At 43.1% G+C, this 25,514-nt stretch carries 21 protein-coding genes and 2 tRNA genes; 22 read left to right on the top strand and 1 reads right to left on the bottom strand.

The annotated features are described in order from the left end of the window. Window positions 1-40: 40 nt before the first annotated feature. The 14 genes from ACTJLE_RS03125 (at window position 41) to ACTJLE_RS03060 (ending at window position 17,195) form a co-directional block, all read left to right on the top strand. Entirely contained in the window at window positions 41-967 is a 927-nt protein-coding gene (locus tag ACTJLE_RS03125) for a winged helix-turn-helix domain-containing protein (RefSeq protein WP_481267380.1), read from the top strand. Window position 968: 1 nt separating this feature from the next. Beyond that, window positions 969-1,634 carry an endonuclease III gene (gene nth, locus ACTJLE_RS03120; protein WP_481267379.1) on the top strand — a complete coding sequence of 222 codons (666 nt, stop codon included), beginning with the start codon at window positions 969-971 and terminating at the stop codon, window positions 1,632-1,634. A 147-nt stretch (window positions 1,635-1,781) separates the two neighbouring features. Then, complete coding sequence (locus ACTJLE_RS03115; RefSeq protein WP_481267398.1) at window positions 1,782-3,269, top strand: ABC transporter substrate-binding protein; 1,488 nt, start codon at window positions 1,782-1,784, stop codon at window positions 3,267-3,269. 58 nt (window positions 3,270-3,327) lie between these two features. After that, complete coding sequence (valS, locus tag ACTJLE_RS03110) at window positions 3,328-6,087, top strand: valine--tRNA ligase (protein WP_481267378.1); 2,760 nt, start codon at window positions 3,328-3,330, stop codon at window positions 6,085-6,087. Window positions 6,088-6,217: 130 nt separating this feature from the next. After that, the gene (argS, locus tag ACTJLE_RS03105) at window positions 6,218-8,014 is read left to right on the top strand and encodes an arginine--tRNA ligase (RefSeq protein WP_481267377.1); all 1,797 of its coding nucleotides are present in this window, start codon (window positions 6,218-6,220) and stop codon (window positions 8,012-8,014) included. A gap of 256 nt (window positions 8,015-8,270) precedes the next feature. Further along, window positions 8,271-9,785: a branched-chain amino acid transport system II carrier protein gene (gene brnQ / locus ACTJLE_RS03100; RefSeq protein WP_481267376.1), complete on the top strand. Its 1,515-nt coding sequence runs from the start codon at window positions 8,271-8,273 to the stop codon at window positions 9,783-9,785. A gap of 371 nt (window positions 9,786-10,156) precedes the next feature. Next, entirely contained in the window at window positions 10,157-11,437 is a 1,281-nt protein-coding gene (locus tag ACTJLE_RS03095) for an ABC transporter substrate-binding protein (RefSeq protein ID WP_004135811.1), read from the top strand. A gap of 2 nt (window positions 11,438-11,439) precedes the next feature. Next, entirely contained in the window at window positions 11,440-12,405 is a 966-nt protein-coding gene (locus ACTJLE_RS03090) for a carbohydrate ABC transporter permease (RefSeq protein ID WP_481267375.1), read from the top strand. Beyond that, a complete protein-coding gene (locus ACTJLE_RS03085; RefSeq protein ID WP_481267374.1) occupies window positions 12,389-13,231 on the top strand; it encodes a carbohydrate ABC transporter permease in 843 nt (280 codons plus the stop codon). Before ACTJLE_RS03090 ends, ACTJLE_RS03085 begins: the two co-directional genes overlap by 17 nt. 55 nt (window positions 13,232-13,286) lie before the next feature. Beyond that, the gene (locus ACTJLE_RS03080) at window positions 13,287-14,681 is read left to right on the top strand and encodes a glycoside hydrolase family 13 protein (RefSeq protein WP_481267373.1); all 1,395 of its coding nucleotides are present in this window, start codon (window positions 13,287-13,289) and stop codon (window positions 14,679-14,681) included. Continuing rightward, window positions 14,678-15,742, top strand: a complete 1,065-nt coding sequence (locus ACTJLE_RS03075; RefSeq protein ID WP_481267372.1) for a LacI family DNA-binding transcriptional regulator — start codon at window positions 14,678-14,680, stop codon at window positions 15,740-15,742. The genes ACTJLE_RS03080 and ACTJLE_RS03075 overlap by 4 nt, the downstream gene beginning before the upstream one ends. A 134-nt stretch (window positions 15,743-15,876) precedes the next feature. Then, window positions 15,877-16,116 carry a BRO-N domain-containing protein gene (locus ACTJLE_RS03070; protein WP_481267371.1) on the top strand — a complete coding sequence of 80 codons (240 nt, stop codon included), beginning with the start codon at window positions 15,877-15,879 and terminating at the stop codon, window positions 16,114-16,116. 99 nt (window positions 16,117-16,215) lie between these two features. After that, window positions 16,216-16,740: an ImmA/IrrE family metallo-endopeptidase gene (locus tag ACTJLE_RS03065; RefSeq protein WP_481267370.1), complete on the top strand. Its 525-nt coding sequence runs from the start codon at window positions 16,216-16,218 to the stop codon at window positions 16,738-16,740. A gap of 8 nt (window positions 16,741-16,748) precedes the next feature. Beyond that, window positions 16,749-17,195, top strand: a complete 447-nt coding sequence (locus ACTJLE_RS03060; protein ID WP_481267369.1) for a hypothetical protein — start codon at window positions 16,749-16,751, stop codon at window positions 17,193-17,195. A 435-nt stretch (window positions 17,196-17,630) separates the two neighbouring features. On the opposite strand, the gene ACTJLE_RS03055 is transcribed toward ACTJLE_RS03060, so the two are convergent. Beyond that, window positions 17,631-17,978, bottom strand: a complete 348-nt coding sequence (locus ACTJLE_RS03055) for a phenylpyruvate tautomerase MIF-related protein (RefSeq protein WP_016636848.1) — start codon at window positions 17,976-17,978, stop codon at window positions 17,631-17,633. Between the two features lie 84 nt (window positions 17,979-18,062). Here ACTJLE_RS03055 and ACTJLE_RS03050 point away from each other — a divergent pair, with 84 nt between their 5' ends. The 8 genes from ACTJLE_RS03050 (at window position 18,063) to murA (ending at window position 25,454) form a co-directional block, all read left to right on the top strand. Further along, window positions 18,063-18,572, top strand: a complete 510-nt coding sequence (locus ACTJLE_RS03050; RefSeq protein WP_375169125.1) for a GtrA family protein — start codon at window positions 18,063-18,065, stop codon at window positions 18,570-18,572. 15 nt (window positions 18,573-18,587) lie between these two features. Beyond that, a complete protein-coding gene (locus tag ACTJLE_RS03045) occupies window positions 18,588-19,316 on the top strand; it encodes a histidine phosphatase family protein (RefSeq protein ID WP_481267368.1) in 729 nt (242 codons plus the stop codon). Between the two features lie 44 nt (window positions 19,317-19,360). Next, complete coding sequence (locus tag ACTJLE_RS03040) at window positions 19,361-20,353, top strand: hypothetical protein (protein WP_481267367.1); 993 nt, start codon at window positions 19,361-19,363, stop codon at window positions 20,351-20,353. A gap of 28 nt (window positions 20,354-20,381) precedes the next feature. Continuing rightward, window positions 20,382-21,944, top strand: a complete 1,563-nt coding sequence (gltX, locus tag ACTJLE_RS03035) for a glutamate--tRNA ligase (RefSeq protein ID WP_481267366.1) — start codon at window positions 20,382-20,384, stop codon at window positions 21,942-21,944. 175 nt (window positions 21,945-22,119) lie between these two features. After that, window positions 22,120-22,192, top strand: a tRNA-Glu gene (locus tag ACTJLE_RS03030). 40 nt (window positions 22,193-22,232) lie between these two features. After that, window positions 22,233-22,304 (top strand) — tRNA-Gln (locus ACTJLE_RS03025). A gap of 371 nt (window positions 22,305-22,675) precedes the next feature. Beyond that, complete coding sequence (locus tag ACTJLE_RS03020; RefSeq protein WP_481267365.1) at window positions 22,676-23,971, top strand: metallophosphoesterase; 1,296 nt, start codon at window positions 22,676-22,678, stop codon at window positions 23,969-23,971. 121 nt (window positions 23,972-24,092) lie between these two features. After that, window positions 24,093-25,454, top strand: a complete 1,362-nt coding sequence (gene murA / locus ACTJLE_RS03015; protein ID WP_481267364.1) for a UDP-N-acetylglucosamine 1-carboxyvinyltransferase — start codon at window positions 24,093-24,095, stop codon at window positions 25,452-25,454. The last annotated feature ends 60 nt before the right edge of the window (window positions 25,455-25,514 follow it).

Below are 25,514 nucleotides of genomic sequence, written 5' to 3'. Positions count from 1 at the left end.
TTGAATTGGTACTACATCACCTGTTGGTTGGAGGCATCACATGACTGATATTACATTGATGACTTCGTCTGCCTCCCCGGCTTCAGTTTTGCCTTCTCTTACGTTACTTTCTCACCGTGTGCGCGTGCTTGCTTTGAATACCGCAAGTTTAACAAAATTGCCTGCACAAACCGTTCTTTTGCTTGATGCTCGTGAAGATTTAGCTTTAGCGAAGTCTATTTGTGCAGCTTTGCGCGCAACTGACATTTCAGTTCCAGTAATCCTAATTCTTACTGAAGGCGGATTCACAGTAGTAAATTCATCTTGGAATATTACGGATGTTGTGCTTACTAGCGCTTCTCCAGCAGAAGTTGAGGGACGTTTGCGTCTTGCGGCTCAACAAAATATTCCTGCAGGAACTTTTGCTCAATCGCAGGGCGTTGAAATTAGCGACGATACAATTTCGGATGACGGAATTATGCGTTCTGGTGATCTTGTTGTTGATATGCGCAGTTATACGGTTAGTTTGCACGGGCATCCTGTTGATTTAGCTTATAAAGAATTTGAATTATTGAAATATTTTGTGCAACATCCTAGAAGAGTGTTTACGCGCGCGCATTTGTTGCAAGAAGTTTGGGGATACGACTACTACGGTGGCACGCGTACAGTTGATGTGCATATTCGTCGTTTGCGCGCAAAGCTAGGTGTTGAGTATGAGCACTTGATTGGTACTGTGCGTAATGTTGGGTATCGTTTTGATCCTTCAGAGGCTGGCGAAAATGATGAGATTTCTGAAGATCAAACCGATGATACTGAATCTGGTATAAGCGATGTTGACAATTCTTCTGATAATTTTTCGGAAAAGTTGCGAGATGATATAGAAAGTACAGAAGAAACAGAAGAAAATGGATCTTCTTTAGAGGAATCTTCTGTAGATAGCGCTTATTCAAATCAATTTTACGAAAACTACGCAACAGTGAAGCGTTAATATGCGCGAATCAAAACAAGCAAAAATAGCGCGCATGCACTCAGAATATTCACTACTTTGTAAAGAAATACCTAAGCCAAAATGCGCTCTTAATTTTTCTAATCCTTTTGAGCTGCTTATTGCAACTGTTCTCAGCGCGCAAACAACAGACAAGCGTGTGAATATGGTAACTCCGGAACTTTTTAGTACGTTTCCTAACCCTAAATCGCTTTCAAAAGCTTCAGCTGTACAAGTCGAATCTATTATTAAATCACTTGGATTTTATCGTGTAAAAGCGCGCAATATTATTGCTTTATCAGCAAAGTTAGAAAGCGATTTTAACGGCGTAGTTCCGCAAAATATCGAAGATTTAACATCGCTGCCAGGTGTTGGTCGTAAAACTGCGAATGTTGTGCGCGGCAATGCTTTTGGTTTGCCCGGATTTCCTGTTGATACGCACGTAATGCGCGTTACTGGAAGGCTTGGTTGGAGAAAAGATTGGAATAAGCCTAATGTGCGTCCGGATCCAGTTGCTATTGAGAATGAAATAACTTCGTATTTTGAGCCAAGTGAATGGACTAATCTTTCGCATCGTCTTATTTTGCACGGAAGAACAATATGCACTGCAAGAAATCCTAAATGCGCATCGTGTCCACTTCGCTCAACATGCCCATCTGCGTTGCTGTGAGAAGAGTCATATTGCTCTATATTGTGTTGCTTTTTCGGTTGTTGTTATAAACTGTAACTTATGTCAAGAACAGGCAGATATGCATCACATGCTTCCAGAACATATCATCGTAAATCTAGCGTAGGCTGGATTCCATGGGTTGTTTTCATGGTTGTATCAGCAGTGATGGTTGTTGTTTTATGGTGCGGATGGCAAATATATCAAGGGCGTTCTCCTATTGAAGCAATTTCTAATCCTGCAGGTAATTCCATATTAAAAGTTGGGTTACGAACAGCTCCTGAATCTCTTGATATTCGCAATGATGATAGCGATGCCGTTCAGCAAGCTTTATTAGATAATGTTTACGAAACATTAGTTAAGCGCGGTGACGACAATAGTTTGCAACCAGGCTTAGCTCAATCTTGGAATATTTCAGAAGATGCTTTGACATACACTTTTAATTTACGCCGCGGCGTACGTTTTTCTAACGGCGACGTAATGAATTCTCAAGCTGCGCTTAAATCGTTACAGCAGGGTATTACGAAGAATTATCCTGGATATAGTACGTTAACGAATATTGAAAGCGTAAGCAATCCAAGTGATTACACTTTGGTTATTAAATTAAAAGCTCCTGATGCTTTGCTTTTGCGTCGTCTTGCAGGCAGGCTCGGTATTGTATACGACACAAATGCTATAGTTGATTACTCTAACGGAGCATTAGGTACCGGTCCTTTCACAGTAAGTAGCTATAACAAAGGTAATTCTTTAGTTCTTGTGCGTAACAATCGATACTGGGGAACTCCTGCAGAATGCGCAAGTATTACTTTGCAATATTACGCAAGTGATGCAGATTTGGCGCAAGCTATGGAGCAAAATAATGTGCAAATGGCTGTTCCTCTTGAAGGTAGTGAGAATAAGCGTCTTGCAGCTGTAGCTGATACTCAAATGGTAGAAGGACAGAGCACGCGCGTACGATTTGTGGCATTTAATACCACAATTTCATCAATTTTCAGTGACGAACAGGCTCGTAAAGCAGCTCGTTATGCTATGAACGCAAAAACAGTATTGGATGCTGACGGTAACGGAGGTGTGCCAGTCGGCGGTCCAATTGATCCGCTGTCTCCTGGATATGAGGATTTAAATGGAATGTATCCTTATAATCAGCAAAAATCTGCATCATTATTCCATTACTTCATGTCAAGATATTTAGGTACCATGACTTTCCTTGTGCCACAAGGCGAAGGCGATGTTGGGCGCGAATTAGCTAGTAAAATTATCGCCGCTAGCGGAGCAAAAGTTGATGTTCAAGAAGTTGACAGCGCAACGTTACGACAGCGTATAAAAGACGCAAAATATGATATGGCTATTGTTTCGCTAAATCACACATTAGATGAAGGAACATTTGCAGAAGCTGGATCCCCATTTGTTTTGCAAGATGTTAAATCGCAGCAAGCTTGGGCTAATGCTGTTCATTCTAAGAGTCCTGCAGAATATGAAGCGAACGTTCGCGCGTATGCGCATGAAGTTAGTAGGAATGCTGCAGCTCACTGGTTATATGCGCGCAAAAGCATTATGGCTGTGAAATCTAATATCAGCGGATATACAAAGAATATGACGGATCAGCTGCTTCCATTGCGTAACGTGACGGTGAAGTAGAAAGCGTAATAAAAGCATAATATTTGCGTTGTCGAACTGAGTTTCTAATATTCAGTTCATGAGTGAACAGGTTAACACAGTAAAGCACGCCCATTTAACGCCGCTTCCTAACAAGGTTGGTGTTGATGGTCTCGAAGATAAATGGCGTAGCAATTGGGATGAAGCCAAGACTTACGCATTCCACAATTCCCGCGACCGCAAGGCCGTATATTCTATTGATACCCCGCCTCCAACCGTAAGCGGCCACTTGCATGTAGGCCACGTATTCTCTTACACGCATACGGACGTTATTGCGCGATACAAGCGCATGAAGGGCTTTGATGTGTTCTACCCAATGGGTTGGGACGATAATGGCCTTCCAACTGAGCGTCGAGTGCAAAACTATTACGGTGTGCGAGTCGATACTTCGCTTAAATATGATCCTGATTTTAAGCCTCCATTTGAAGGTACAGAAGGCAAGAAAATTGAGGCAAAAGATCAGGTTCCTGTAAGCCGTCAAAACTTTATTGAACTTTGCGAACGCTTAACTTCCCAAGATGAGAAGCTATTTGAAGCATTGTGGCGTAGGCTTGGCCTTTCTGTGGACTGGTCTCAGACTTACCACACGATTGGTGAGCAGCCTCGCCGAGTTGCACAAAAAGCATTCCTTCGCAATCTTGCTCGTGGAGAAGCGTATCAAAAAGATGCTCCAGGCTTGTGGGATGTTACATTCCAGACTGCAGTTGCTCAGGCAGAACTTGAGGCTCGCGAATATCCTGGTTTCTACCATAAGATTGCGTTCCGTTTTGAAGATGGCACGCCAATTTATATTGAAACTACGCGCCCAGAATTGCTTGCAGCTTGCACTTCTTTGATTGCGCACCCAGACGATGAGCGTTATAAGAAGTACTTTGGCCAAGAAGTTTATTCTCCACTGTTCAAAGTTAAGGTGCCGATTTTGGCTCATCCTGCCGCTCAAATGGACAAGGGTGCTGGCATTGCAATGTGCTGCACTTTCGGTGACGTAACTGACGTTGAGTGGTGGCGCGATTTGAGCTTGCCAACTCGACCAATCATTCAGCGTAACGGCCGCATTGTGATGACCACTCCTGATTGGATTACAGACGAGTCCGGTCGCGAAATGTTCGAGAAGATTGCTGGCAAAACAGCATTCTCTGCTCGTAAGGAAGTTGTTGAAGCTTTGCAGGCTGCCGGAGACATGGATGGCGAACCAAAGCCAACAAAGCGTATGACGAACTTCTACGAAAAGGGCGATAAGCCTTTGGAAATCGTCACTTCTCGCCAATGGTACTTAAAGAACGGCGGCACTGACGAAAAGCTGAATGCTGAGCTTATTGAGCGCGGCAAGGAACTTAACTTCCACCCAGACTTTATGCGCGTGCGCTACGAGAATTGGGTTCACGGCTTGAATGGCGACTGGCTTATTTCTCGCCAGCGCTTCTTCGGCGTGCCGTTCCCACTTTGGTACCCAGTAAACGAAAATGGGGAAGTGGATTACGCAAATCCTTTGACTCCTAGCGAAGACCGTTTGCCAATCGACCCAACTATTGACGTTCCAGAAGGATTCGACGAATCTCAGCGCGACCAGCCAAACGGCTTTACTGCTGAGCAAGACATTATGGATACTTGGGCAACTTCTTCCTTAACTCCACAAATTGTGACTCGTTGGGAAGAACCAGGCGAAGAAAATCAAGCTTTGTTTAAGGCTACTTTCCCAATGGATTTGCGTCCACAAGGTCAGGATATTATTCGTACTTGGCTGTTTAGTACGGTTGACCGTGCGCATCTTGAAAACGGCTGCTTGCCTTGGAAGCACGCTGCACTTTCCGGATGGATTCTTGACCCAGACCACAAGAAGATGTCTAAATCTAAGGGCAACGTGGTTGTGCCAAACAAGCCAATCGAAGAGTTTGGTGCAGATGCTGTGCGCTACTGGGCAACTTCTGCAAAACTTGGCTTGGATGCAACTTACGACGAAGGCCAGATGAAGATTGGCCGCCGCCTTGCGATTAAGCTTTTGAACGCTACGAAGTTTGCGCTCGCAATTGGTCGCGAAGATGAGGAGCATCAGGTTCTTGAGTCTGCTACCGCGGATTGGGATTTTGCTGATGTTACTGAAGTTTTGGATCGCGCAGTTATGGCAAAGCTTGCATCCGTTATTCGCAACTCAACTGATGCGCTTGAGTCTTACGAGCATTCTAAGGCTTTGGAAGCAATCGAAACATTCTTCTGGCAGTTCTGCGACGATTACATTGAGCTTGCAAAGAATCGTGCTTACGGTACTGCAGAATCCACTGGTCGCACTCCAAGTGAGGCCGCTGTAAAGTCTGCTCGCACAACTCTTGGCCTTGCTCTCGACGCTTTGGCTCGTTTGCTTGCTCCTTACTTGCCTTACGCTACGGAAGAAGTGTGGAGTTGGATGCATGACGGCGAAGGCTCTGTGCATCGCGCAAGCTGGCCATGTGCTAAGGCTTATGAAGCTGCTGCAAACGGTGTTTCTGCAGATACTTTGGCTTATGCGGGAGAGGCTTTGGCTACTTTGCGCAAGATTAAGTCTGAAGCAAAAGTTTCTATGAAGACTCCTATTTTGCAAGTAACTTTGAACGTTGCAGAAAATGCTTATAAGGCTGTTGAGGACACTTTGGATGATGTAGCTGAAGCGGGTCGCGTTACTGGAGAAGTAAAGCTTAACGCTGTTAAGGCTGCTGTTGCTGCTGATGCTGAATCTGCTGAAGATTCTGCAGAGTCTGATGCAGCTAACGTAAACGTTTCTGTTGCTCAAAGCGAACTTGGCGAAGCTCCTGCAAAAAAGAAGTAAACGCAAGTAATCGCAAGTAATCGAAAATAATTAATTGCAAAACAAAAGCGCTGGAAGTCAATCTTCGACTCCAGCGCTTTTTGTGTATTGTAATCGCGAAGCATCGCGCGGTAACGCTAGACTGTAAACCATGAATCCAGAAAGCTTAAGTGAATTAATTGAAAAAATCGCTAAAGATTTAGTAGCAAACGGTAAAGCTGGCAGTCTAACAGAAGATTTGATTCCTGCAGCCGAAAAACTTGCAGTAATGCGACCAAAGGATCGCGCACACGGCGATTGGGCTACGAATGTTGCTATGCAGCTTGCTAAGAAGGCTGGTATGAAGCCTCACGATTTAGCGGAACTTTTTGCAGAAAGTTTGCAAGAAGCGCAAGGTATTGCATCTGTGGAAGTTGCAGGCCCTGGCTTTATTAATATAACGCTTGATTCTGCGTCTGCAGCGGCAGTCGTAGACGAGGTCTTAAAGCAGGGTGCTGATTTTGGCAAGAACACGCACTTGGGCGGCAAAACTTTAAATCTTGAGTTTGTTTCCGCAAACCCAACTGGCCCAATTCATATTGGCGGCACTCGCTGGGCGGCTGTTGGCGATTCCATGGCTCGAGTTTTGGAAGCAAACGGCGCAAAAGTTGTGCGCGAATACTACTTCAACGATCACGGCGAGCAAATTAACCGTTTCGCGAAGTCTTTAGTTGCTGCAGCTCACGGCGAAGAAACGCCTGCAGATGGCTACAAAGGCGCGTATATTAACGAAATCGCAGATGCTGTTATAAAAGAAGCACAAGCGGACGGAATTGATATTCTTTCTTTGCCAAGAATTGATCTTGGAAAAGACGAGGAAGGTTTGCCGCTTGGCGAAGGCGATTCCGAGCAGCGCGAAGAATTCCGCAAGCGCGCGGTCCCAATGATGTTTGCCGAAATTCGCAAGTCTATGCGCGATTTTCGCGTTGGTTTTGACGTGTGGTTCCACGAAAACAGCTTGTATGAGGATGGCGAAGTTGAGCGCGCTATTGCAGACTTGCGTGAGCGTGGAGATATTTTCGAAAAAGACGGAGCAACTTGGTTCGAATCAACTAAGCATGGCGACGACAAGGATCGCGTAATTATTAAGTCCGACGGCAATTATGCTTACTTTGCTGCAGATATTGCGTACTATCGCAATAAGCGTCATCGCGAGCAGAATCCTGCAGATGTGGCAATTTACATGCTTGGTGCGGATCATCACGGTTATATTGGCCGAATGATGGCAATGTGCGCGGCTTTTGGTGACAAGCCAGGCGAAAACATGCAGATTCTTATTGGCCAGCTTGTAAACGTTATGAAGGACGGCAAGCCTGTGCGCATGAGCAAGCGCGCTGGAAACGTTATTACGATTGACGATTTAGTTGATGCAATTGGTGTTGACGCTTCGCGCTACTCGCTTGCTCGCACCGACTACAACACAAGCGTTGATATTGATTTGGATTTGCTTGCTTCTCACAGCAACGATAATCCTGTGTACTATGTGCAATACGCTCACGCGCGCAGCTGCAATGTTGCTCGAAACGCAGCGGATGCTGGAATTACGCAAGATGGCGCTGATTTAAGCTTGCTTAATACCGAGGCTGACGGCGAAGTGTTGGCTGCTTTGGCGCAATGGCCTGCAGCTTTGGCTCAAGCTGGCGATTTGCGCGCTCCTCACCGCGTTGCACATTATCTTGAGGATTTGGCTGCAAGCTACCACAAGTGGTACAACCTTGAGCGCGTAGTGCCAATGGAGTTAAGCGACCCAGAAAATCGTTTGCCAGAAGCCGAGCGCGAAGCTCAACGTATTGCAAAATGCCCAGAGCCAGCGCGCGCTGCAGCCAGGCTTAAGCTTAACGCGGCTGTGCGCACTGTAATTGCAGAAGGCCTTGATTTGCTTGGTGTTTCTGCTCCAGAAAAGATGTGATTTTGCTTATTTTATATAAGATTTAGAGCAAAAATATATTGCATTTTTTGATTAAGTAGGACGTTGGTAATATTCCAGCGTCCTACTTATTTTTGATTAGAAGACACGCGCGAGATTGTAAATTTATGTCGATTAAGTACATGCGATTTATTAATATACCCCCTAATATTATTTTCGCTTTAAATCCACAATATAAAGTTATAGATTTAGCTGAATAGTATGTAAATACAAATTTATCCTTATAGGAGGTGTAAGCATGAGCGTCACAACACAAAGTGTCAGCACAGACAGTGCCCCGAAAAAAAGGAACCTGACAATTATTGAGTCCGCGTACGTGGCGGTCATGTTGTTTGGTATGTTCTTTGGCGCAGGAAACCTGATTTTTCCTGTGTTTCTTGGTGCTAATGCAGGAACTAATTCTGCGCCTGCAGCGTTAGGTTTTATTGTTACTGGAGTTGGTTTGCCATTGCTTGGCGTTACAGCACTTGCAATGAGCCGCGCAAACGGTCTTTTTGAGCTTTCTAGCAAAGCTAGCAAAAAGTACGGCATGTTCTTCACTTGTGTGCTGTATTTAACAATTGGACCGTTCTTTGCAATACCACGATGCGCAACAACTTCATACACTGTTGGTTTAGAGCGCGTTATTCCGCAAGATGGAAACGGTCAGCTTTACTTATTCTTGTTCTCTGTAGTGTTCTTTGCGCTCGCGTTCTTCTTTGCTATGAAGCCAAGCGGCATACTTACTTGGGTTGGTAAAGTTCTTACGCCAATCTTCCTTGTGTTCCTAGCGATTTTGGTATTTACAGCACTATTTTCTCCTGTAAGCGGCGCTTCTGCGGATGCTGCTCCTATGGGAAATTACGTTAATAAGTCATTCTTTACAGGATTCTTAGATGGCTACAACACAATGGATGCTTTAGCTAGCTTGGCATTTGGAATTGTGGTTGTTAGCACCATTCGCCAGTTTGGTGTGAAAGATCCTAAAGACGTTGCAGTGAATACTGCTCGCTCTGGTTTCTTTAGCTGCTTGCTTATGGCGTTGATTTACGTTGCAATTGTTGTTGTTGGTGTGCGTAGCCGTGCAATGTTCCCACCTGCGGAAAATGGTGGCGTAACTTTGGCGCAAGTTGCACGCTATCATCTTGGAAATGCTGGCTTGTTTGTGCTTGCTGCAACTGTAACGCTTGCCTGCTTAAAGACTGCGGTTGGCTTAATCGTAAGCTGCTCGGAAACCTTCTCTAAGTTATTCCCTAAGGGTCCTAGCTATCGCGTTTGGTCTGTGTTGATTACGCTTGTTTCGTTTGGTCTTGCAAACTTTGGTTTGAGCGCAATCATCGAATATGCGGTTCCAGTATTGATGTTCTTGTATCCACTGTCAATCGTATTGATTCTTTTGGCTTTGTGCGGTCGACTTTTTGGTAATTCCAAAGTTGTGTATGCTTGGACGCTTGGTTTTACTGGTATTGCAGCTGTATTTGACTTTTTGAATAGTTTGCCAACAGGTTTGCGCAATGCATTGCATATGAACGATATGTTGATTGTTGCTCAAAACTGGCTGCCGTTCTCGGAATTTGGCATGGCTTGGGTTTGCCCTGCTGTTGTTGGATTTGTTGTTGGCTATGTTCGCATGCTTCTATCTGATAACAAAGGTATGGAAGAAGTGGCTCGTGTAGCTGCTGGCCCGGATCTTGAAGGTAGCGTTGCTAGCGACGATGATTATTCTTCAAGTGATGCTGAGTTTGACGAGCCTAATTTTGGCAATAAATCCTAAAGTTTTGTAGCGCGTATAGCTAGTCATAATAATCGCCATATTTTGATACGTAATTTGCGTAACAAGATATGGCGATTTTGTATAAAACGCGCGCTTGACTTATTTATTGGAACGATTTAGTATATTTCAATAACGAACAAAATAATGTGCAATCTAAAGTAATTCTCGCTTAGCCAGTAAAGCAAGATACAAAAAGGCACGCGTCTAATGCTCGATGCTGAGGCATTAGCAAAAGTGGTTGTTCATTAGTGAAAGGAGTAAACGACGCTGTTTGCAGCAGAAGTCTGGCGTTGCTATATATCAAATGATTCATTGGGCGGTATGTCCAAGAACCTTTAAGTTTCTCTAAATATTTCTAAGGAAGAACAACGATGTTGAAACTAAAAAAGTTTGGAGCAATCTCTATGATGCTCGCTGCTGCGCTGTCTCTTACTGCATGCGGTGGCGGCACAAGCTCTACAAGCAATACTCAAGGTAAAACAACTGTTTCTGTTTGGCACTACTGGGATGGTGCTAATGCAGATGCTTTCGATAAAAAAGTAAAAGCATTTAATGCTTCACACAAGAACATTGAGATTAAAACTACGAATGTTCCTAATGCTGATTTCTTAACAAAATTACGCGCATCTGCTACGTCAAATACCTTGCCTGATATGGCCATAGGTGATTTGATTTGGATGCCTCAAATGGCGCAAATTGGCAAATCTGCAGACTTAAAAAAGCTTCTCAAGCCTGAAGTAATTGACAATATTAACCCAGCATTAAAGAATTTCGGCTCAATTGATGGTCACTTAGTATCCGTTCCAATGTCAGCCAATAATCTTGCGTATATGTACAATCGCACAGTATTTAAGAAGGCTGGTTTAGATCCAGATAAGCCGCCAAAAACTTGGGATGAATTAAAGCAAATGGCAAAGCAGATTAAGGATAAGACTGGTCTTCCAGGTTACGATTTGCCAACTGAAGCAGGAGACAGCGGTGAGGCTCTTACTTGGAACTTCCAAGTCAATCTTTGGCAAGCCGGTGGCGAATTCTTAAAGAAAGATAACTCTGCCGCAGCATTTAACACTCCTGCAGGTAAGAAAGCTGCAAACTTCTGGATGGATCTTATTAAAAGCGGAGTGAGTCCATACGCAGGATGGGGCAAGTTTGAAAAAGGCCAGGGTGGTTCTGCTCAGGAAGGTTCTTGGATGGTAGGTATTTGGGCTGCTGATCCGCCGTTTGATTTTGCTGCAGCGCCATTGCCAACCCCTGAAGGTGGTAAGCCATCTACCAACCTTGGTGGAGAACAGGCAATGTTGTTTAATAATGATGATGCAAAAGTAAAAGCCGCTGCTGAATTTGTTACCTGGTTCTTGCAAGATAAGCAAGTTCTTGATTGGTGCGAGTCTACTGGATTCCTGCCTGCAACAAAGAGTGCAGCTAGCAACGCAGAGTATCGTTCCTGGGTTGAGAAGAAAGAGCCTCGCTTGCTGCCGTACATTGAACAAATGGCAACTGCTCATACTCGCCCGAACACTAAGCTATATCCACAGATTTCGTTGGCATTCGCAAAGGAAATGGAAAAAGCATTTTCTGGCGAAGTAAATGTTGATACTGCATTAAAGAATGCAGAAAAAGCAGTCAACGACGTAATAGCGCAAGGTAAGTAGTCATGCGTAACCCGATAGCACAGCTAAAAAATAAGCAGCCAGCTGCTATTGACAACGTAAAAGTTGGCAGTAGCAAGCTGATGCGAAATGATCATAAAACTGTAGGAAAATGGGAGCAAATTCTCACAGCATGGGGATTATTGCTTCCTGGATTAGTGATTCTCGTCATCTTCACTTTTTATCCAATTATTTCTGCAGCTTACACGAGCTTAACGAATTGGAACGGTTTTTCTGCAAATCCAGATTTTATTGGATTGAAGAATTATGTAAAACTATCTCAAGATCCAGAATTTTGGAATAGTCTAACTGTGACTGTTATATATGCGTTTGGCGTAGCTGTGTTATCGGTTGTTTCCGGTTTGATTTTTGCGGTATTACTAGATGCGCCAATTCGCGCTCGCGGATTGTATCGCACCATATATTTCCTTCCTGTCGTTACCTCCTCGGTGGCTGTAGCAATTGTATGGAAATATATGTTGGATCCATCGGGTCTTGTAAATTCTGTACTCTCGTCCTTCGATATTGCAGGACCCGACTGGCTCCACAATAAGTGGCTAGCATTATTCGCTACTATATTTCTTACAGTTTGGAAGAACTTAGGTTTTAATATCATTCTATATTTGACTGCTTTGCAATCTCTTTCTAAGTCGACTTATGAAGCGGCAAGTCTTGATGGTGCTACGAGCTGGCAACAGCTGCGTTATATTACAGTTCCTCTGTTGAGACCAATGACATTCTTCGTGGTTGTGCAAGCGCTGATTAGCAGTTTCCAATCATTTGATTTAATTTATGTGTTTACTGAAGGTGGTCCTCGAGGTGGCACTGACGTACTTGGAATGTTTATGTATCGTCAAGCATTTAGATTAGGCAATTTCGGTTATGGTACGGCAATTGCTATAGCGTCGCTGGTGTTAGTTCTTATCGTAACTCTTGTACAATGGAAGGTAAGTAATGCAGAAAATAAGTAAGGTTTTTACGAGATTGCGTTCGTTGCATCTTGCTCGACATATTGTACTAATTGTTGGTGCAGCTTCAGTACTTATTCCATTTATGTGGATGTTTACAACGTCGTTGCAAACAAAAGCCGAAACGTACGCCGTTCAGTCAGTGATTCCAACATCGTGGCATTGGGAAAATTATTTGCATGCTTGGCAAAGCGCTCCGTTTGCAAATTATTATATTAATAGCTTGATTATGTCGGCAATTATTGTAGTTGGTCACCTTGCGTTTGACGCTATGGCAGCTTTTGCTTTTGCGCGATTAGAGTTTCCTGGAAAGAAAATATTATTTGTGCTGCTACTTTCTGCTTTCATGGTTCCAGCCTTCGTAACTGTTATACCTATGTACGGTATTATTGCTAGGCTGCGTTGGATTGATACTATGGCAGCGTTAACTGTTCCGCGTTTGGCTGATGTATTTGGCATTATTTTGCTGCGTCAGCATTTTAGTACTATCCCGCGTGAACTTGATGAAGCTGCACGAATTGATGGATGTTCAAGTCTTGGTATTTTTATTAAAGTTATTCTGCCGCTTTCTAAGCCAGCTCTTGCAACTCTTGGTGTGTTCTCATTCCTATTTGCGTGGAATGATTTCCTGTGGCCTCTGTTGGTTACAAATGCTGAAGAAATGCGTACTATACAAATCGGATTAAGTGGTTTTGTTGGACGTTATGGTACGTCATGGAATTATTTAATGGCTGGAACTTTGACGTCAACGTTACCATCAATTATTATTTTCTTCTTCTTCCAAAAAGCTCTTGAACGAGGAATAGCCTCTACTGGCCTTAAAGATTGAAGAAGTGCTAAAACTTTCGTAATTTGTAAAATTAACTATTTGTTAGGAACAAGTCATGCAACCTGAATGGGTAAAATCAAGCGTATTTTATCAAATTTTTCCGGAGCGCTTCGCAAATGCAAATGCTTCTATTAACCCTAATCCTGTAGAATCATGGGATAAATCTCCAACTAGAGATAATTTTTTCGGTGGTGATTTGCAAGGTATTAGTAAGCATCTTCCATATCTTGCGGATATGGGTATAAATGCTCTGTATCTTACCCCAATTTTCCAAGCAGATACGAATCATCGTTATGACGCTACTGATTACTTCAAAATTGATTCTCGACTTGGCAATGATGCAGATTTTGATGAGTTTATTAAACGTGCTCATGAATTGCAGATTCGTGTAGTTTTAGATGGTGTATTTAATCATTGTGGAATAGGTCATTGGGCTTTCCAAGATGTTGTTCGCAACGGTGAACAATCACAATATGTTAATTGGTTTTCGGTAGAGGGATTTCCTGTAGTGTCTCATCCAGAACCGAATTATAAAACATGTTCCGGTTGCTACTATTTGCCAAAATGGAATGTATATAATCCAGAAGTGCGCAGACATCACTATAACGTTGCTAAATATTGGTTGAATCGTGGTATTGATGGTTGGCGTTTAGATGTTCCATATTTCGTAAATAAAACATTTTGGAAAGGTTTCCATAAAGTAGTGAAATCTTTTGGAGATGATAAATACTTAGTAGCTGAAGAATGGCGTAACCCTTCTCAATGGCTTACTCCTGAACTTATGGATGGAACCATGAATTATACTGTTCGTGATTTAGTCCTAGGTTTTTGCGCTGATGAAACTTTGGATGCTTATGATTTTGCAGATGGCATGAATGCTTTGTATAACGATATTCCAGACGAACATCGCTCTTGTATGTTGAATTTGCTTGGGAGTCATGATACTGAGCGCTTGCTTACGCGCACAAAGGCTCATGAATATGCTTGGGATACACCTGCTGAAGACGCTGAGAATTTAGCTTACGCTCTGTTATTTGCTGCTGATGGCGCTCCTATGGTGTATTACGGTGATGAAAATGGCATGGAAGGAGAAAATGATCCGGGTTGCCGCGCTCCTATGATTTGGAATGAGAATGATTGGAATTTATCTGTTCGTAAAACAGTTTGCAAATTAATGCGTCTACGTAGAGAAAATGCTGCTCTCCAATATGGCCGGCAGCATGTAGCTGCTTTGGGAAAACATACTGTGTGTATTACTCGTACTTTGCCTTCAGGGCGTGCGTGCTTATGTTTAGCGCATCGAGGATCTGGAGCTTACATCAATTGTGATGATTTGCCAGTGCGTATAGATAGTTCGCTATTTGGTGTGCCAAGTATAATAGGTAATCAATACCGTATGGGAGAAAAATCCATTATATTGTATGAAGGTGAAGCAGTAGGGAAGCTATGAATGTTCGTAGAGTGACTATTAAGGATGTTGCAGAGAAAGCTAATGTTTCCAAGTCTGCAGTATCTTTTGCATATAATGATCCGTCAAAACTATCTGAGGCGACGGTTGAACATATTATGCAAACTGCTGAAGAAATGGGATATGTGCGAAGTGCAACAGCTAGAGCATTGCGAACTAATTCTTCGAATGCATTGGGCTTGTTGCTTCCGCAAGGTATTGATACGATTTTGCAAAATCCTTATTATTCACTCTTGATTCAAGGAATTGGGCAGGTTTGCCAGTCAGAAGGTTACACTTTGATGCTTGTTCCTCCGCTAAGAGGTTCAATGTTAAAAGCTATTCCTACGGCTGCGGTAAGTGGTTTTATAATTTGTGGCTTGGAAGCTGAACGTGCAGAAGTTGTTGAAATTTTGAATAAGCATGTTCCTGTAGTGATTGTTGATCCTGCTCAACCTATTAACGTTCCAACTGTAGAAGTCGATGATGAGCATGATTTTGAAGATTTAGTAGATCGACTTATTGATTTAGGCCATAGGAATATTGGTATTGCAGCAATTGAGACGAAATCGCATACTGATTATCCGGGATGGCAGGGAATAGTTGGTAGGCGCATGGCAAGTGTTGTGCGTGCGCTTAAAAAGCATAACTTGTCACCTGAAGATAAAGAAATTACCGTTATAGAAACGCCTTGCACGTATCAGGGTGGAGCTGATGTTTTCAACAAAATGTGGAATGACACTAGTCTCGAATATAGGCCTACTGCGATTGTGTCGTTTAGTGACATTATTGCGTTGGGTGTGCTTGGAGCAGCTCAACAGCAAGGATTACGCGTTCCTGACGATCTTTCCATTACGGGTTATGATGATTTGCCTTTGTCTACAATTTGCACGCCTCGATTAACTACGGTTCATCAGCCAATTACTTCAAAAGGACGCTTGGCTGCAGAAAGTTTGATTGATCAAATACGTTTTAATGAAGAATCTTTGCCTGTTTCGCATAAAAAATTGGGAACTGCCCTCATCGTGCGTGAATCGGTTGGGGCAGCTCCTAGTAAGAAGTAATTAGCTTAATATATTTTGCAGTTTTTACCTAGAAGTTGCCGCCGTTTTGATTGTTAATTCATATTGTTAGTAATCAAACAATATTATAAAATTAATAGTTAAAGAGGGGATAACTGTATATGAAGGGGATCAATATGGATAATGAAATTAAATTATTTGAGGGTAAACAAGTCCGCTCCGTTTGGAATAACGAAAAAGAAGAATGGTATTTTTCTGTAGTGGATGTGGTTGCCGTTTTGACAGATAGCAAGAATCCGAGCGATTATCTAAAGAAGATACGCAAGCGTGATGAACAGTTATCTGCCTACATGGGGACAAATTGTCCCATGACGCATGTTGATGACAACCTGCACAGTTTGAAGTTGTTTTATTAAATGCATGCATATAAAATTGATGTAATTTATATTAATTTCCTAATGTCGCGATGAGTATATATCGTTGATTATAGGGGTTTTTAAGGTAAAGGTATGTAGATGGCGGAATACAAGGTAGATAGTGTAAATTTTCCAGAGGTTGCTGCTCGTGAACTTCTTCAAAAAATATATAAGGGGAGAATACAGCTACCAATTGACGTGTGGGACATAGCTGAAAAGCTGAAAATTAAAGCTTTTAGAGGCAAATTTAAGGATGAAGAGAATGTCTCAGGTGTTCTTTATAAGAAAGAAGGGGATTCTTCTTTTACAGCTGTGATTAACTCAGAGGAAATTGAAGTGCGCCAGCGTTTTACACTTGCGCATGAAATTGGGCATTATATCCACAAATACCAAGATTTACCGAGTGAACAAGAAGTAGGCAAGGTTGAGTATTGCAACGAATTGTCAAGTAGGGGAATAGATTCTGAAGAAAACTGGGCGAACCGTTTTGCGGCAGCATTGCTTATGCCAGTGGATGAAATAAATAAAGAATGGGCATCGGGTAAGCTCTATGAGGAAATTGCTCAGGACTTCAATGTGTCGCGAGCTGCACTTGGTAATCGTCTAGATGAGCTTGGACTATAGGTTATACCATGAGTGCGTTAGATGTTAAAAAGCAAAGCAGTGGTGAAGAAAATAAAGAAGACAAATTGAAAGAAGAAGCAAAAGGAGCAGTCAAACCAGAAGAAGGAGTAAACGAAGTTGCAAAAGCAGTCGAACTAGGAGAGGGGGCAGAAGGAAAGAAAGAAGGAACCAGTAACCCCTCAAGTAAAGAGACCTCAGATAAACGCAATGAAAAACTCAAACGATACAGAGATACATCATTAATGAGAAAATGGCTAGGATATGTGATACTCGTAGCTGTGGTTTTACAAATCGTAGTACTTGATGTATGCATGTCATCCTATGTTTTTAATAATCTTAAAAAACTAGATGCAGCTATTGTAATTGCATGGCTCACGACTAACTTCACGGAAATAGTTGGTATCCTTATTGTCGTAGCCAGTAGCATTTTCCCATTTAAAAATGATGAGCTGTAAAAGAATGTGTCTTGAAACACAAATTTTTGTTGGAATACCGCGGAATACTGTGATTAAACTAAAAAGATTAGCAGTCAGTATTGATTTGACTTTTTATAAAGTAATTGTCTCCTATCTCAGTCCTGAGTTACACGGTATGCTATTGTGCATGTAAGCTTTTCAAGGCTAATGGTTAGTAGGGATGGGCACATTCAATGCGCAAATTGTATGAGTGTGTTTTACTATTACTTAAAATATTAGAATTATATAACAATTTACTTACTACAATAAAGCGATATTTTCATTCAGAAAATATCGCTTAATAGACACATTTTTACCGCTTACCAGTATTGACGATATTGAGTTCGTTACATCTTGCTCAACATATTGTGCGTGAATCGGTTGGGGCAGCTCCTAGTAAGAAGTAATTAGCTTAATATATTTTGCAGTTTTTACCTAGAAGTTGCCGCCGTTCCAACCCCAGTCAGTGGTTGCGGTGTAACGAATATAAGTGCGGTCTTGAGGCACACCAAGTTCGCGCTCCAAAGCTGCCATAATCTGCTCAGTCAACTTTTCCCAAGCGGACCCAGGTACGCTGGAACCAAACACGTTCACCTCAACGTAAGCTGCAGGCTTGGAATTATCTCCTGCAAAATAAATCGGCATATTGTCCTCGAACGGGCACATAAGCCAATGCTCGCTCTTGCCTGGAACTGCGCTAATTGCCTTGCCATAAGCAGCTTTTAATGCGTCGCGCTGGGCAGGTGTTGTGCTTACAGAAACATGAGTATGAATAACTGGCATAATTGCTCCTTTGCTAACTTTAGTAAGTTTTATTACGTAACAATTATATGTTAATTGTTAGCCGTCGCGTGTTTAATGGAAGGTATGAAAAAGCTTATTGAACAGGTTGTGAAATTCGGTATTGTTGGCATTATTGCGTTGATTATTGACGTTGCAATACTGAATTTATTGCTGCTTGTGCACTTAAATAATGTTGTTGCAGGCACTATTTCGTTTATTATTTCGCTTATTTTTAACTATATTGCCAGCATGAAATACGTGTTTAAGCATCGCGAAGATATGGCTCGTTGGCTGGAATTGCTGATTTTCGTTATTTCTGCAGTTATTGGTTTGCTTATTAACGATGCGATTATTTGGGCTAGCACGCTTGGAATGGCACAAACTTTGCGCGGTACTGCGATTTACATGCTTCGCACAAATATTGGCAAGCTTATTGCAACAGTTGTTGTAGCTGTGTGGAATTTTGTTATTAGAAAGTGGCTGCTTGACGACACGAAATCGCAAAAACCTGGCTATGATGCCGCTAAAGACAATACTTTTGCTCACAAATTGGGTGAGTGGTCGCTAAATCATACGCCAAAAGGTTGGAAGTAAAAGTAGGAGTTAGTAATGCCGGCTACAACAATTCATTTTGTGCGTCACGGGGAAGTAGATAATCCGAATCATGTGCTGTACGAGCGCTTGCCGGGATTTCATCTTTCTGCGCGCGGCGTGCGAATGGCAAAAGCTACTGCGCAATATATTGCAACTGTGCCGCAAATGCGAGGAATTAGCGCAATATACTCGTCTCCTCTTAATCGCACTCGCGAAACAGCGCGCGAAATTGAGGATGCTTTGCGTGCTGTTCCAGATTCTTGCTATGTAAAAGCGCACTGTGGTGAGGATTCTGCACAATCTTCTGTGCAATATTTTTCGCAATCTTCTGTGCAATCTCATGAAAGCGACATTATTTTAGATAAGCGCTTGATTGAAGCCGGTAATAATTTCCGCGGAAAACGCATTGGCTACGGTGAAGGCGCACTTTGGAAGAACAATAACTGGAAGCTTGTGGCAAATTTGTGGAAGCCAAGTTGGGGAGAAAGCTACAGAAGCATTGCAACTCGCGTTGGTGATTTTGCGCGCGAGCAGGTTCGTAAGCATCCGGGTGAGCAAATTGTGGCGGTAACACATGAGTCGCCGATTTGGTCCTATCGCCACCTGCTGGAAACCGGCCATGCTGAGCACAATATGCTTCTTCGTCACACTGCTTTAGCTTCAATTACTTCTATTACTTACGATTGCGAGACTTTGCGCGTACTTTCTATTACGTATGTGGATCCTGCAGCAAACGTTAAGTAATATAAACGAATCTTAAGTAAGCAACGAATGTAAAGGAGCGTTCGATGGTAGCTTCTGATGAAATCGTGGGAATTAAAAACATGGGAATTGAAAACTTGGAACTCGAAACAATAACAAATCTAAATAATGCAGCGCAATCTGCAGCAAGCTTAACCGCGTTATGGCCATTAACGGAAGCGCGTCACCTTGATAACGACGCAAAATATGCGGAAAATCTGGAAGTGCGCTCAATGCGAGCGATAGCGCGAATACTCACAAATCTTGACGTTACTGTGCCGGATGCTGAATTTGTGTACGAAGGTGCGGATGAAATTCCTGGCAGGCCGCAAGAAATCGTCGATGCTTTGCTTGCTGCTGCGGACGCTTATGACGCAATGGATTCGTGCTACGAGCCTAATTATGACGAAGCGGAAGCAGAAATCTTAGAAAACGACGTCAATAATATAGAAACTATTTTTAATAAACTTGTCTCTCACGCATCTGTTGATGCTGATGCAATTAATAGCGCTGCCGATACGCTGGGAGTGCAAGGAAATTGGATTGCTGAAGATTTGCAAAACGCTATCGAATACGCAAAAAAGCAATCTTTTGAATACAAAGAATCTGTAGAGTCGCAAAAAATTATTCTGGTTTTGTGCATTCTTAGCAAGCTGATTGCAAAAACTAGCGATATTCAAGAAACTTTGCCAATTTTCCTTTATATTAACGAAGTGTGCGAGTGTGCTGGCGTGCCTCGCATGATGTTTAAAGATACTCAGTGGAGTGAGCTTGTTGATTGTGTGCGCAATTTGCAAGTAGATTGCAGCGAAAGTAGCGAAAATAACGAAAGTAACGAAAATAGTATTAGCGCTCTAATTAATTTTGTGTCTCCTTTGTTAGCTGCGGAATGGCAAAAGCATCGCGAAGATGTGCTGTGGGATCCAGAAGTTGCGAAGAAACTCGCAAAAGAAGAAGACGATCGCAAATCTCGCGAAGCATTGGCAGCAAAATTTGCGCATGTAGAAGGAAATAAGGAATCTACACAAGCTCTTGACTGAATGCAATCCGTCCGTAACGCGCGGCACAATGGAACCTATGACTGATACAGAGGAAACTCAAGAAGTTGCTAATAATGCAACAAAATCCACGAAGCCTGAACTTCCAAAGAATGTTCGCGTGCGTTTTTGCCCTTCGCCAACCGGCACACCTCACGTAGGTATGGTTCGTACCGCGCTGTTTAACTGGGCTGAAGCTCGCCATACTCACGGCAAATTGCTGTTCCGCATTGAAGATACCGATAATGAGCGTGATAGCGAGGAAAGCTACCAGCAGATTATTGAGGCTCTTCGTTGGCTTAATATTGATTGGGACGAGGGCATTGATGTTGGCGGAGACAACGGCCCGTATCGCCAGTCCCAGCGCATGGAAATTTATAAAGACGTTGCGCAAAAACTTTTTGAAGCAGGATACGCTTACGAATCCTTCTCTACTCCTGAAGAAATTAAGGAGCGTAATATTGCTGCTGGTCGTCCTGCTGAATTTGGTTACGATGGCTACGATCGCAATCTTACGGAAGAGCAGAAGCAAGCTTTCCGCGCGGAAGGCCGCAAGCCTGCGCTTCGTTTGAAGATGCCAAATGAAGACATTACTTTTAACGATTTGATTCGTGGCGAGATTACTTTTAAGGCTGGATCCGTTCCAGATTATGTGATTGTGCGCCCGAATGGTGACCCGCTTTACACGCTTACGAATCCTGTTGACGATGCGTTAATGGACGTGAACGTGGTTTTGCGCGGTGAGGATATTTTGAGCTCCACGCCTCGCCAGATTGTGCTTTACCGTTACCTTATGGAAATGGGTATTGCTAAGGAAACTCCACTTTACGGCCATATGCCTTACGTTATGGGCGAAGGTAAGAAGAAGCTTTCTAAGCGAGATCCAGAGTCCAACTTGTTCTTGCATAGGGATAACGGCTTTATTCCAGAAGGCTTGTTGAATTACTTGGCTTTGCTTGGATGGTCCATTGCGCCGGATCGTGACGTGTTTACTATGGACGAAATGATTGAAAAGTTCGATGTGCGCGACGTTAAGGCAAATCCTGCGCACTTTGACTTGGATAAAGCAATTTCGATTAACGCTGAGCATATTCGCATGCTTGAGCCTCAAGATTTCTTGAACCGTTCCGTGCCTTATTTGCATAAGGATGGAGTAGTTAGCGCGGATAATTGGGATGCGTTAACTGACCGCGAGCGTGAAGTGCTTACCGCTGCAGCTCCACTCGTGCAGCCTCGCGTGCGTTTGCTCGGTGAGGTTGCTGGAATGGTTGGAAGCCTGTTAAGCGAAGATGGTTATATTGCGCCAGATGACGACGCTCGTAAGCAGTTGAAGGAATCTGCAGGCGAGGTTCTTGACGCCGCAATCGCTGCTTTACAAGGCGTTGATGAGTCTGATTGGCATACTGATTCCTTGCACGAGCTTTTGAACAAGAAGCTTGTTGAGGAAGCTGGCTACAAGCCGCGCTTGGCGTTTGGCCCTGTGCGCGTGGCACTTTCTGGCCGCCGCGTTTCGCCTCCACTGTTTGAGTCCATGGAAATTGTGGGCAAGGACGTGACTTTGGCGCGTTTGGCTGGATTGCGCGAGCATTTGTAAATTGCAAATAATTTATAAGCGCAAATAAGATTTGAATAAGGCGGGAATGTAGCGTTATTGTTGCATTCCCGCTTTTTTCTTTTATAGCATATTTTCGACACGCCGCTGTTGCATGCTGTTACGTTATGTTGTAAACTCGCTATTTGTTGCGTCTAGAGCGTAGCAATAAATGAAAGCCCCCGTCGTCTAGCGGTCTAGGACTACGCCCTCTCACGGCGCCAACACCGGTTCAAATCCGGTCGGGGGTACGAAGACCGAACGGTTCCAAGAGCCGCGAAGCCTGCCAATTGGGGTATGGTGTAATTGGCAACACAGGTGATTCTGGTTCATCCATTCTTGGTTCGAGTCCAGGTACCCCAGCGAATAGCTCTCGTAGAACGAGGGCTTTTTTGTTATCTATCTAAATTTCTGAAAATCATGTCTTTAGAAATCAAAAACCCCGGTGCGTAGCCGGGGTTAGAGAAAAAAGAGAAGAAGAGAGGTTTAAGTTATAAGGCTTGTGTAACTACTTATCTGTAGTTCGCTTTCCTTTTGATGTATATATAATAAGCACCTTAGGCTGAGTGCAATAATGCGATTAGCTGGGAATTCTCTGTGAATTTAAGATTATTTCTCTGAATTTCTGCGTTTTTTGAGTTTTAATCATTATTTTGCGCACTTATTCTCATAATTTGTGCAAGAACTTGCTCAAAATTTTAGTAAGTTGCGTATATCTGCCGTATGCTTGAAGTATGACAGATTCTGCAAAATCTGAAGTTGCTACTAATGCAGTCGCACTTCCGTTATCAATTTCAGCGCGTTTAGGATGCTTACAATTTCATCTTTCCGGTAAGTTTCGCGTGCTGCAATGTGCGGATGTGCAAGATGGGCTTCGAGTATCGCAAGATACTATTCGTCTTATTGCTGCTGCGTGCGATGCTGTACGGCCAGACATAGTAGTTTTTAGCGGAAATCAGATTGCCGGATACGAAAAAGCATTCGCTCGCACTTTTAAACGACGTCGTTGGCAGCAAACTAAGCCTCTTTCTAACCTAGAAAAGCAACAATTATTGAGTAAATTGCGTGAATCTACTGCTAAAATGGTGCAGCCTTTAGAAGAACGTCGCATTCCGTGGGTTGTAACTTATGGCAATCATGATTTTCAGTGCGGCTTAAGTAATGCAGAACTTGACGCTTTATATCAAGAATTTTCGTATTGCATGAATCGTAGTTCTGAAACTGCATTATCTGTAAAAGCAATGCAATCTACTAAATGTGCGCTGCCTAAACAGATTATTTTCCCGTGTGAGCCTGGTACTTTTGCTCTTCCAGTTAAAGACGAAAACCAAGAAAATGTTGTTTTTTCAATAGTTTTGCTTGATTCTGGAGATTATGCTAAGGAGGGTGGATACGGTTCGCCGTCTAAGAAATCTCTTGATTTTATTGCGAATCTTCCGAAATTGTTGCCTGCGCACATGTGCGTTTTCCAGCATTTTCCGTTGCCGCAATATTATCGCGTTCTTCGTGAGGTTCCTCAAGATTTAGCTGCTAGAGAGCATGCTATTGAAGGGTATCGCACATTTGCTGGCCATTATTATGCTCTTGACGAAAATTATGTGCTTCCAGATGGTTATTTAGGCGAAGGCATTAGTTGCCCGGATGTTGACAGTGGTGAATATGCTACTTTAGTTGATTCTGGCGCATTTGCGGTTGTGGCTGGCCATGATCATCGCAATTCTTTTGCAGCTAAAGAGCCTGAAAATAACATGCTGTTTGTTTCTACTCCTACTTGCGGTTTTGCGTCTTACGGTCCGGAGCCTGCTAAACGCGGTGTGCGTTTGCTTGAATTTGATATCCGCCATCCGTTTGAGCCGCGTACTCAAATGCTTGAATTTGGAGATTTAGTTGGCAAACCTTCTTCTAAAAAAGCCTATACTTATGGTCTTACTGCAGAATCCGAGCACGAATTGCCAGAGGTAGATTTATTACAAAAGCCATCGTTGATTACTAGGCTGATTCGTAGGTGGAGGAAACGTTCTTTGCGCTAATAGCACCTAACTTTTGTATTGATGCGCTTATTGAATTATTTTATGTAACTTATGTGAGCGCGTTGGCAAGTATGCCGGTATGATAGTTATTAGTTTTTTAGCGCGAACGAAAGAGGTAAATGTGTCCGCACGTAATACGGCTGAACAGAACAACAATAGCGGCATCGATGCTGCAGATGTGTTGCATGTAGAAGGTGGTAAGCCGCTTAATGGCACTATTAAAGTTCGTGGTGCGAAGAATTTTGTAAGTAAAGCCATGGTTGCAGCGTTGCTGGCTCCGGGCAAATCTGTGTTAAAAAACGTGCCAGAGATTCGCGACGTGCATGTGGTTTCTGATTTGTTGCGTTTGCATGGTGTTGACGTTGAGGTAAATGGTCCGGAAGGCGTTGTAACTATTGACGCCACAAAAGTACAGCTTGCAGACGTGGCAGATGTCGACACTCTTTCTGGCTCGTCGCGCATACCTATTTTATTCTCCGGCCCACTTTTGCACCGCCTTGGTGAAGCTTTTATTCCAGCTTTGGGCGGTTGCAATATTGGTGGACGTCCAATAGATTTTCATCTTGAAACTTTGCGCAAGCTTGGTGCAAATGTAGATAAAGATCATGAGGATGGCATTCATATTACAGCTCCGCATGGCTTGCACGGCACTAAAATACATTTGCCTTATCCTTCTGTTGGTGCTACTGAGCAGACTTTGCTTGCGGCTGTGCTTGCGGATGGCAAAACTGAGCTTTCTGGTGCTGCTATTGAGCCGGAAATTATGGATTTAGTAGCAGTTTTGCAAAAAATGGGTGCGATTATTTCCGTAGACGTTGACCGCACTTTTAGAATTGAAGGTGTTAAGGAACTTCAAGGTTACACTCATACTGCTCTTACGGATCGAATTGAGGCAGCTTCATGGGCTTCTGCAGCTCTTGCTACTCATGGTGACGTGTTTATTAAGGGCGCAACTCAGCCAGAAATGATGACTTTCTTAAACGTGTTCCGCAAAGTTGGTGGTCAATTCGACGTCACAGATAAGGGCATTCGTTTTTGGCATCCGGGTGGTGATTTGCATCCTGTTGCTATTGAAACAGACGTGCATCCTGGTTTTATGACGGATTGGCAGCAGCCGCTTGTTGTTGCGCTTACTCAGGCGAAGGGCCTAAGTATTGTTCATGAAACGGTTTACGAGAATCGTTTTGGCTTTACTAAGCCTCTTGTGCAAATGGGTGCTATGGTTCAGCTGTATCGTGAATGCTTGGGTTCTCTTCCTTGCAGATTCCAGCAGCGCAATTACAAGCATTCTGCCGTGATTTTTGGTCCTACTCCTTTAACCGGTCAAGATATTGACGTGCCTGATTTGCGTGGTGGTTTTAGCCATCTTATTGCTGCTCTTGCAGCTCAAGGTCCGTCAAATGTGCGCGGTATTTCGTTAATTGATCGCGGTTACGCAGATTTCCGAGGCAAATTACTTGCTTTGGGTGCGAATATCGACTGACGCAATTTCCTTAAAAACCCATGTTTTTGTAGGATAATAAGCTTTTATCCACAATGTAAG

The organism is Gardnerella sp. CCPDSM (assembly GCF_056754715.1).
The sequence above is the reverse complement of the archived record's forward strand: the minus strand, read 5'-3'. Positions and strand labels throughout refer to the sequence as shown.

Coding starts and splice junctions, on each gene's coding strand:
- ACTJLE_RS03125 (WP_481267380.1), top strand. CDS start 41: ATGACTGATATTACATTGATGACTTCGTCTGCCTCCCCGGCTTCAGTT.
- nth (WP_481267379.1), top strand. CDS start 969: ATGCGCGAATCAAAACAAGCAAAAATAGCGCGCATGCACTCAGAATAT.
- ACTJLE_RS03115 (WP_481267398.1), top strand. CDS start 1,782: ATGGTTGTATCAGCAGTGATGGTTGTTGTTTTATGGTGCGGATGGCAA.
- valS (WP_481267378.1), top strand. CDS start 3,328: ATGAGTGAACAGGTTAACACAGTAAAGCACGCCCATTTAACGCCGCTT.
- argS (WP_481267377.1), top strand. CDS start 6,218: ATGAATCCAGAAAGCTTAAGTGAATTAATTGAAAAAATCGCTAAAGAT.
- brnQ (WP_481267376.1), top strand. CDS start 8,271: ATGAGCGTCACAACACAAAGTGTCAGCACAGACAGTGCCCCGAAAAAA.
- ACTJLE_RS03095 (WP_004135811.1), top strand. CDS start 10,157: ATGTTGAAACTAAAAAAGTTTGGAGCAATCTCTATGATGCTCGCTGCT.
- ACTJLE_RS03090 (WP_481267375.1), top strand. CDS start 11,440: ATGCGTAACCCGATAGCACAGCTAAAAAATAAGCAGCCAGCTGCTATT.
- ACTJLE_RS03085 (WP_481267374.1), top strand. CDS start 12,389: ATGCAGAAAATAAGTAAGGTTTTTACGAGATTGCGTTCGTTGCATCTT.
- ACTJLE_RS03080 (WP_481267373.1), top strand. CDS start 13,287: ATGCAACCTGAATGGGTAAAATCAAGCGTATTTTATCAAATTTTTCCG.
- ACTJLE_RS03075 (WP_481267372.1), top strand. CDS start 14,678: ATGAATGTTCGTAGAGTGACTATTAAGGATGTTGCAGAGAAAGCTAAT.
- ACTJLE_RS03070 (WP_481267371.1), top strand. CDS start 15,877: ATGGATAATGAAATTAAATTATTTGAGGGTAAACAAGTCCGCTCCGTT.
- ACTJLE_RS03065 (WP_481267370.1), top strand. CDS start 16,216: ATGGCGGAATACAAGGTAGATAGTGTAAATTTTCCAGAGGTTGCTGCT.
- ACTJLE_RS03060 (WP_481267369.1), top strand. CDS start 16,749: ATGAGTGCGTTAGATGTTAAAAAGCAAAGCAGTGGTGAAGAAAATAAA.
- ACTJLE_RS03055 (WP_016636848.1), bottom strand. CDS start 17,978: ATGCCAGTTATTCATACTCATGTTTCTGTAAGCACAACACCTGCCCAG.
- ACTJLE_RS03050 (WP_375169125.1), top strand. CDS start 18,063: ATGAAAAAGCTTATTGAACAGGTTGTGAAATTCGGTATTGTTGGCATT.
- ACTJLE_RS03045 (WP_481267368.1), top strand. CDS start 18,588: ATGCCGGCTACAACAATTCATTTTGTGCGTCACGGGGAAGTAGATAAT.
- ACTJLE_RS03040 (WP_481267367.1), top strand. CDS start 19,361: ATGGTAGCTTCTGATGAAATCGTGGGAATTAAAAACATGGGAATTGAA.
- gltX (WP_481267366.1), top strand. CDS start 20,382: ATGGAACCTATGACTGATACAGAGGAAACTCAAGAAGTTGCTAATAAT.
- ACTJLE_RS03020 (WP_481267365.1), top strand. CDS start 22,676: ATGACAGATTCTGCAAAATCTGAAGTTGCTACTAATGCAGTCGCACTT.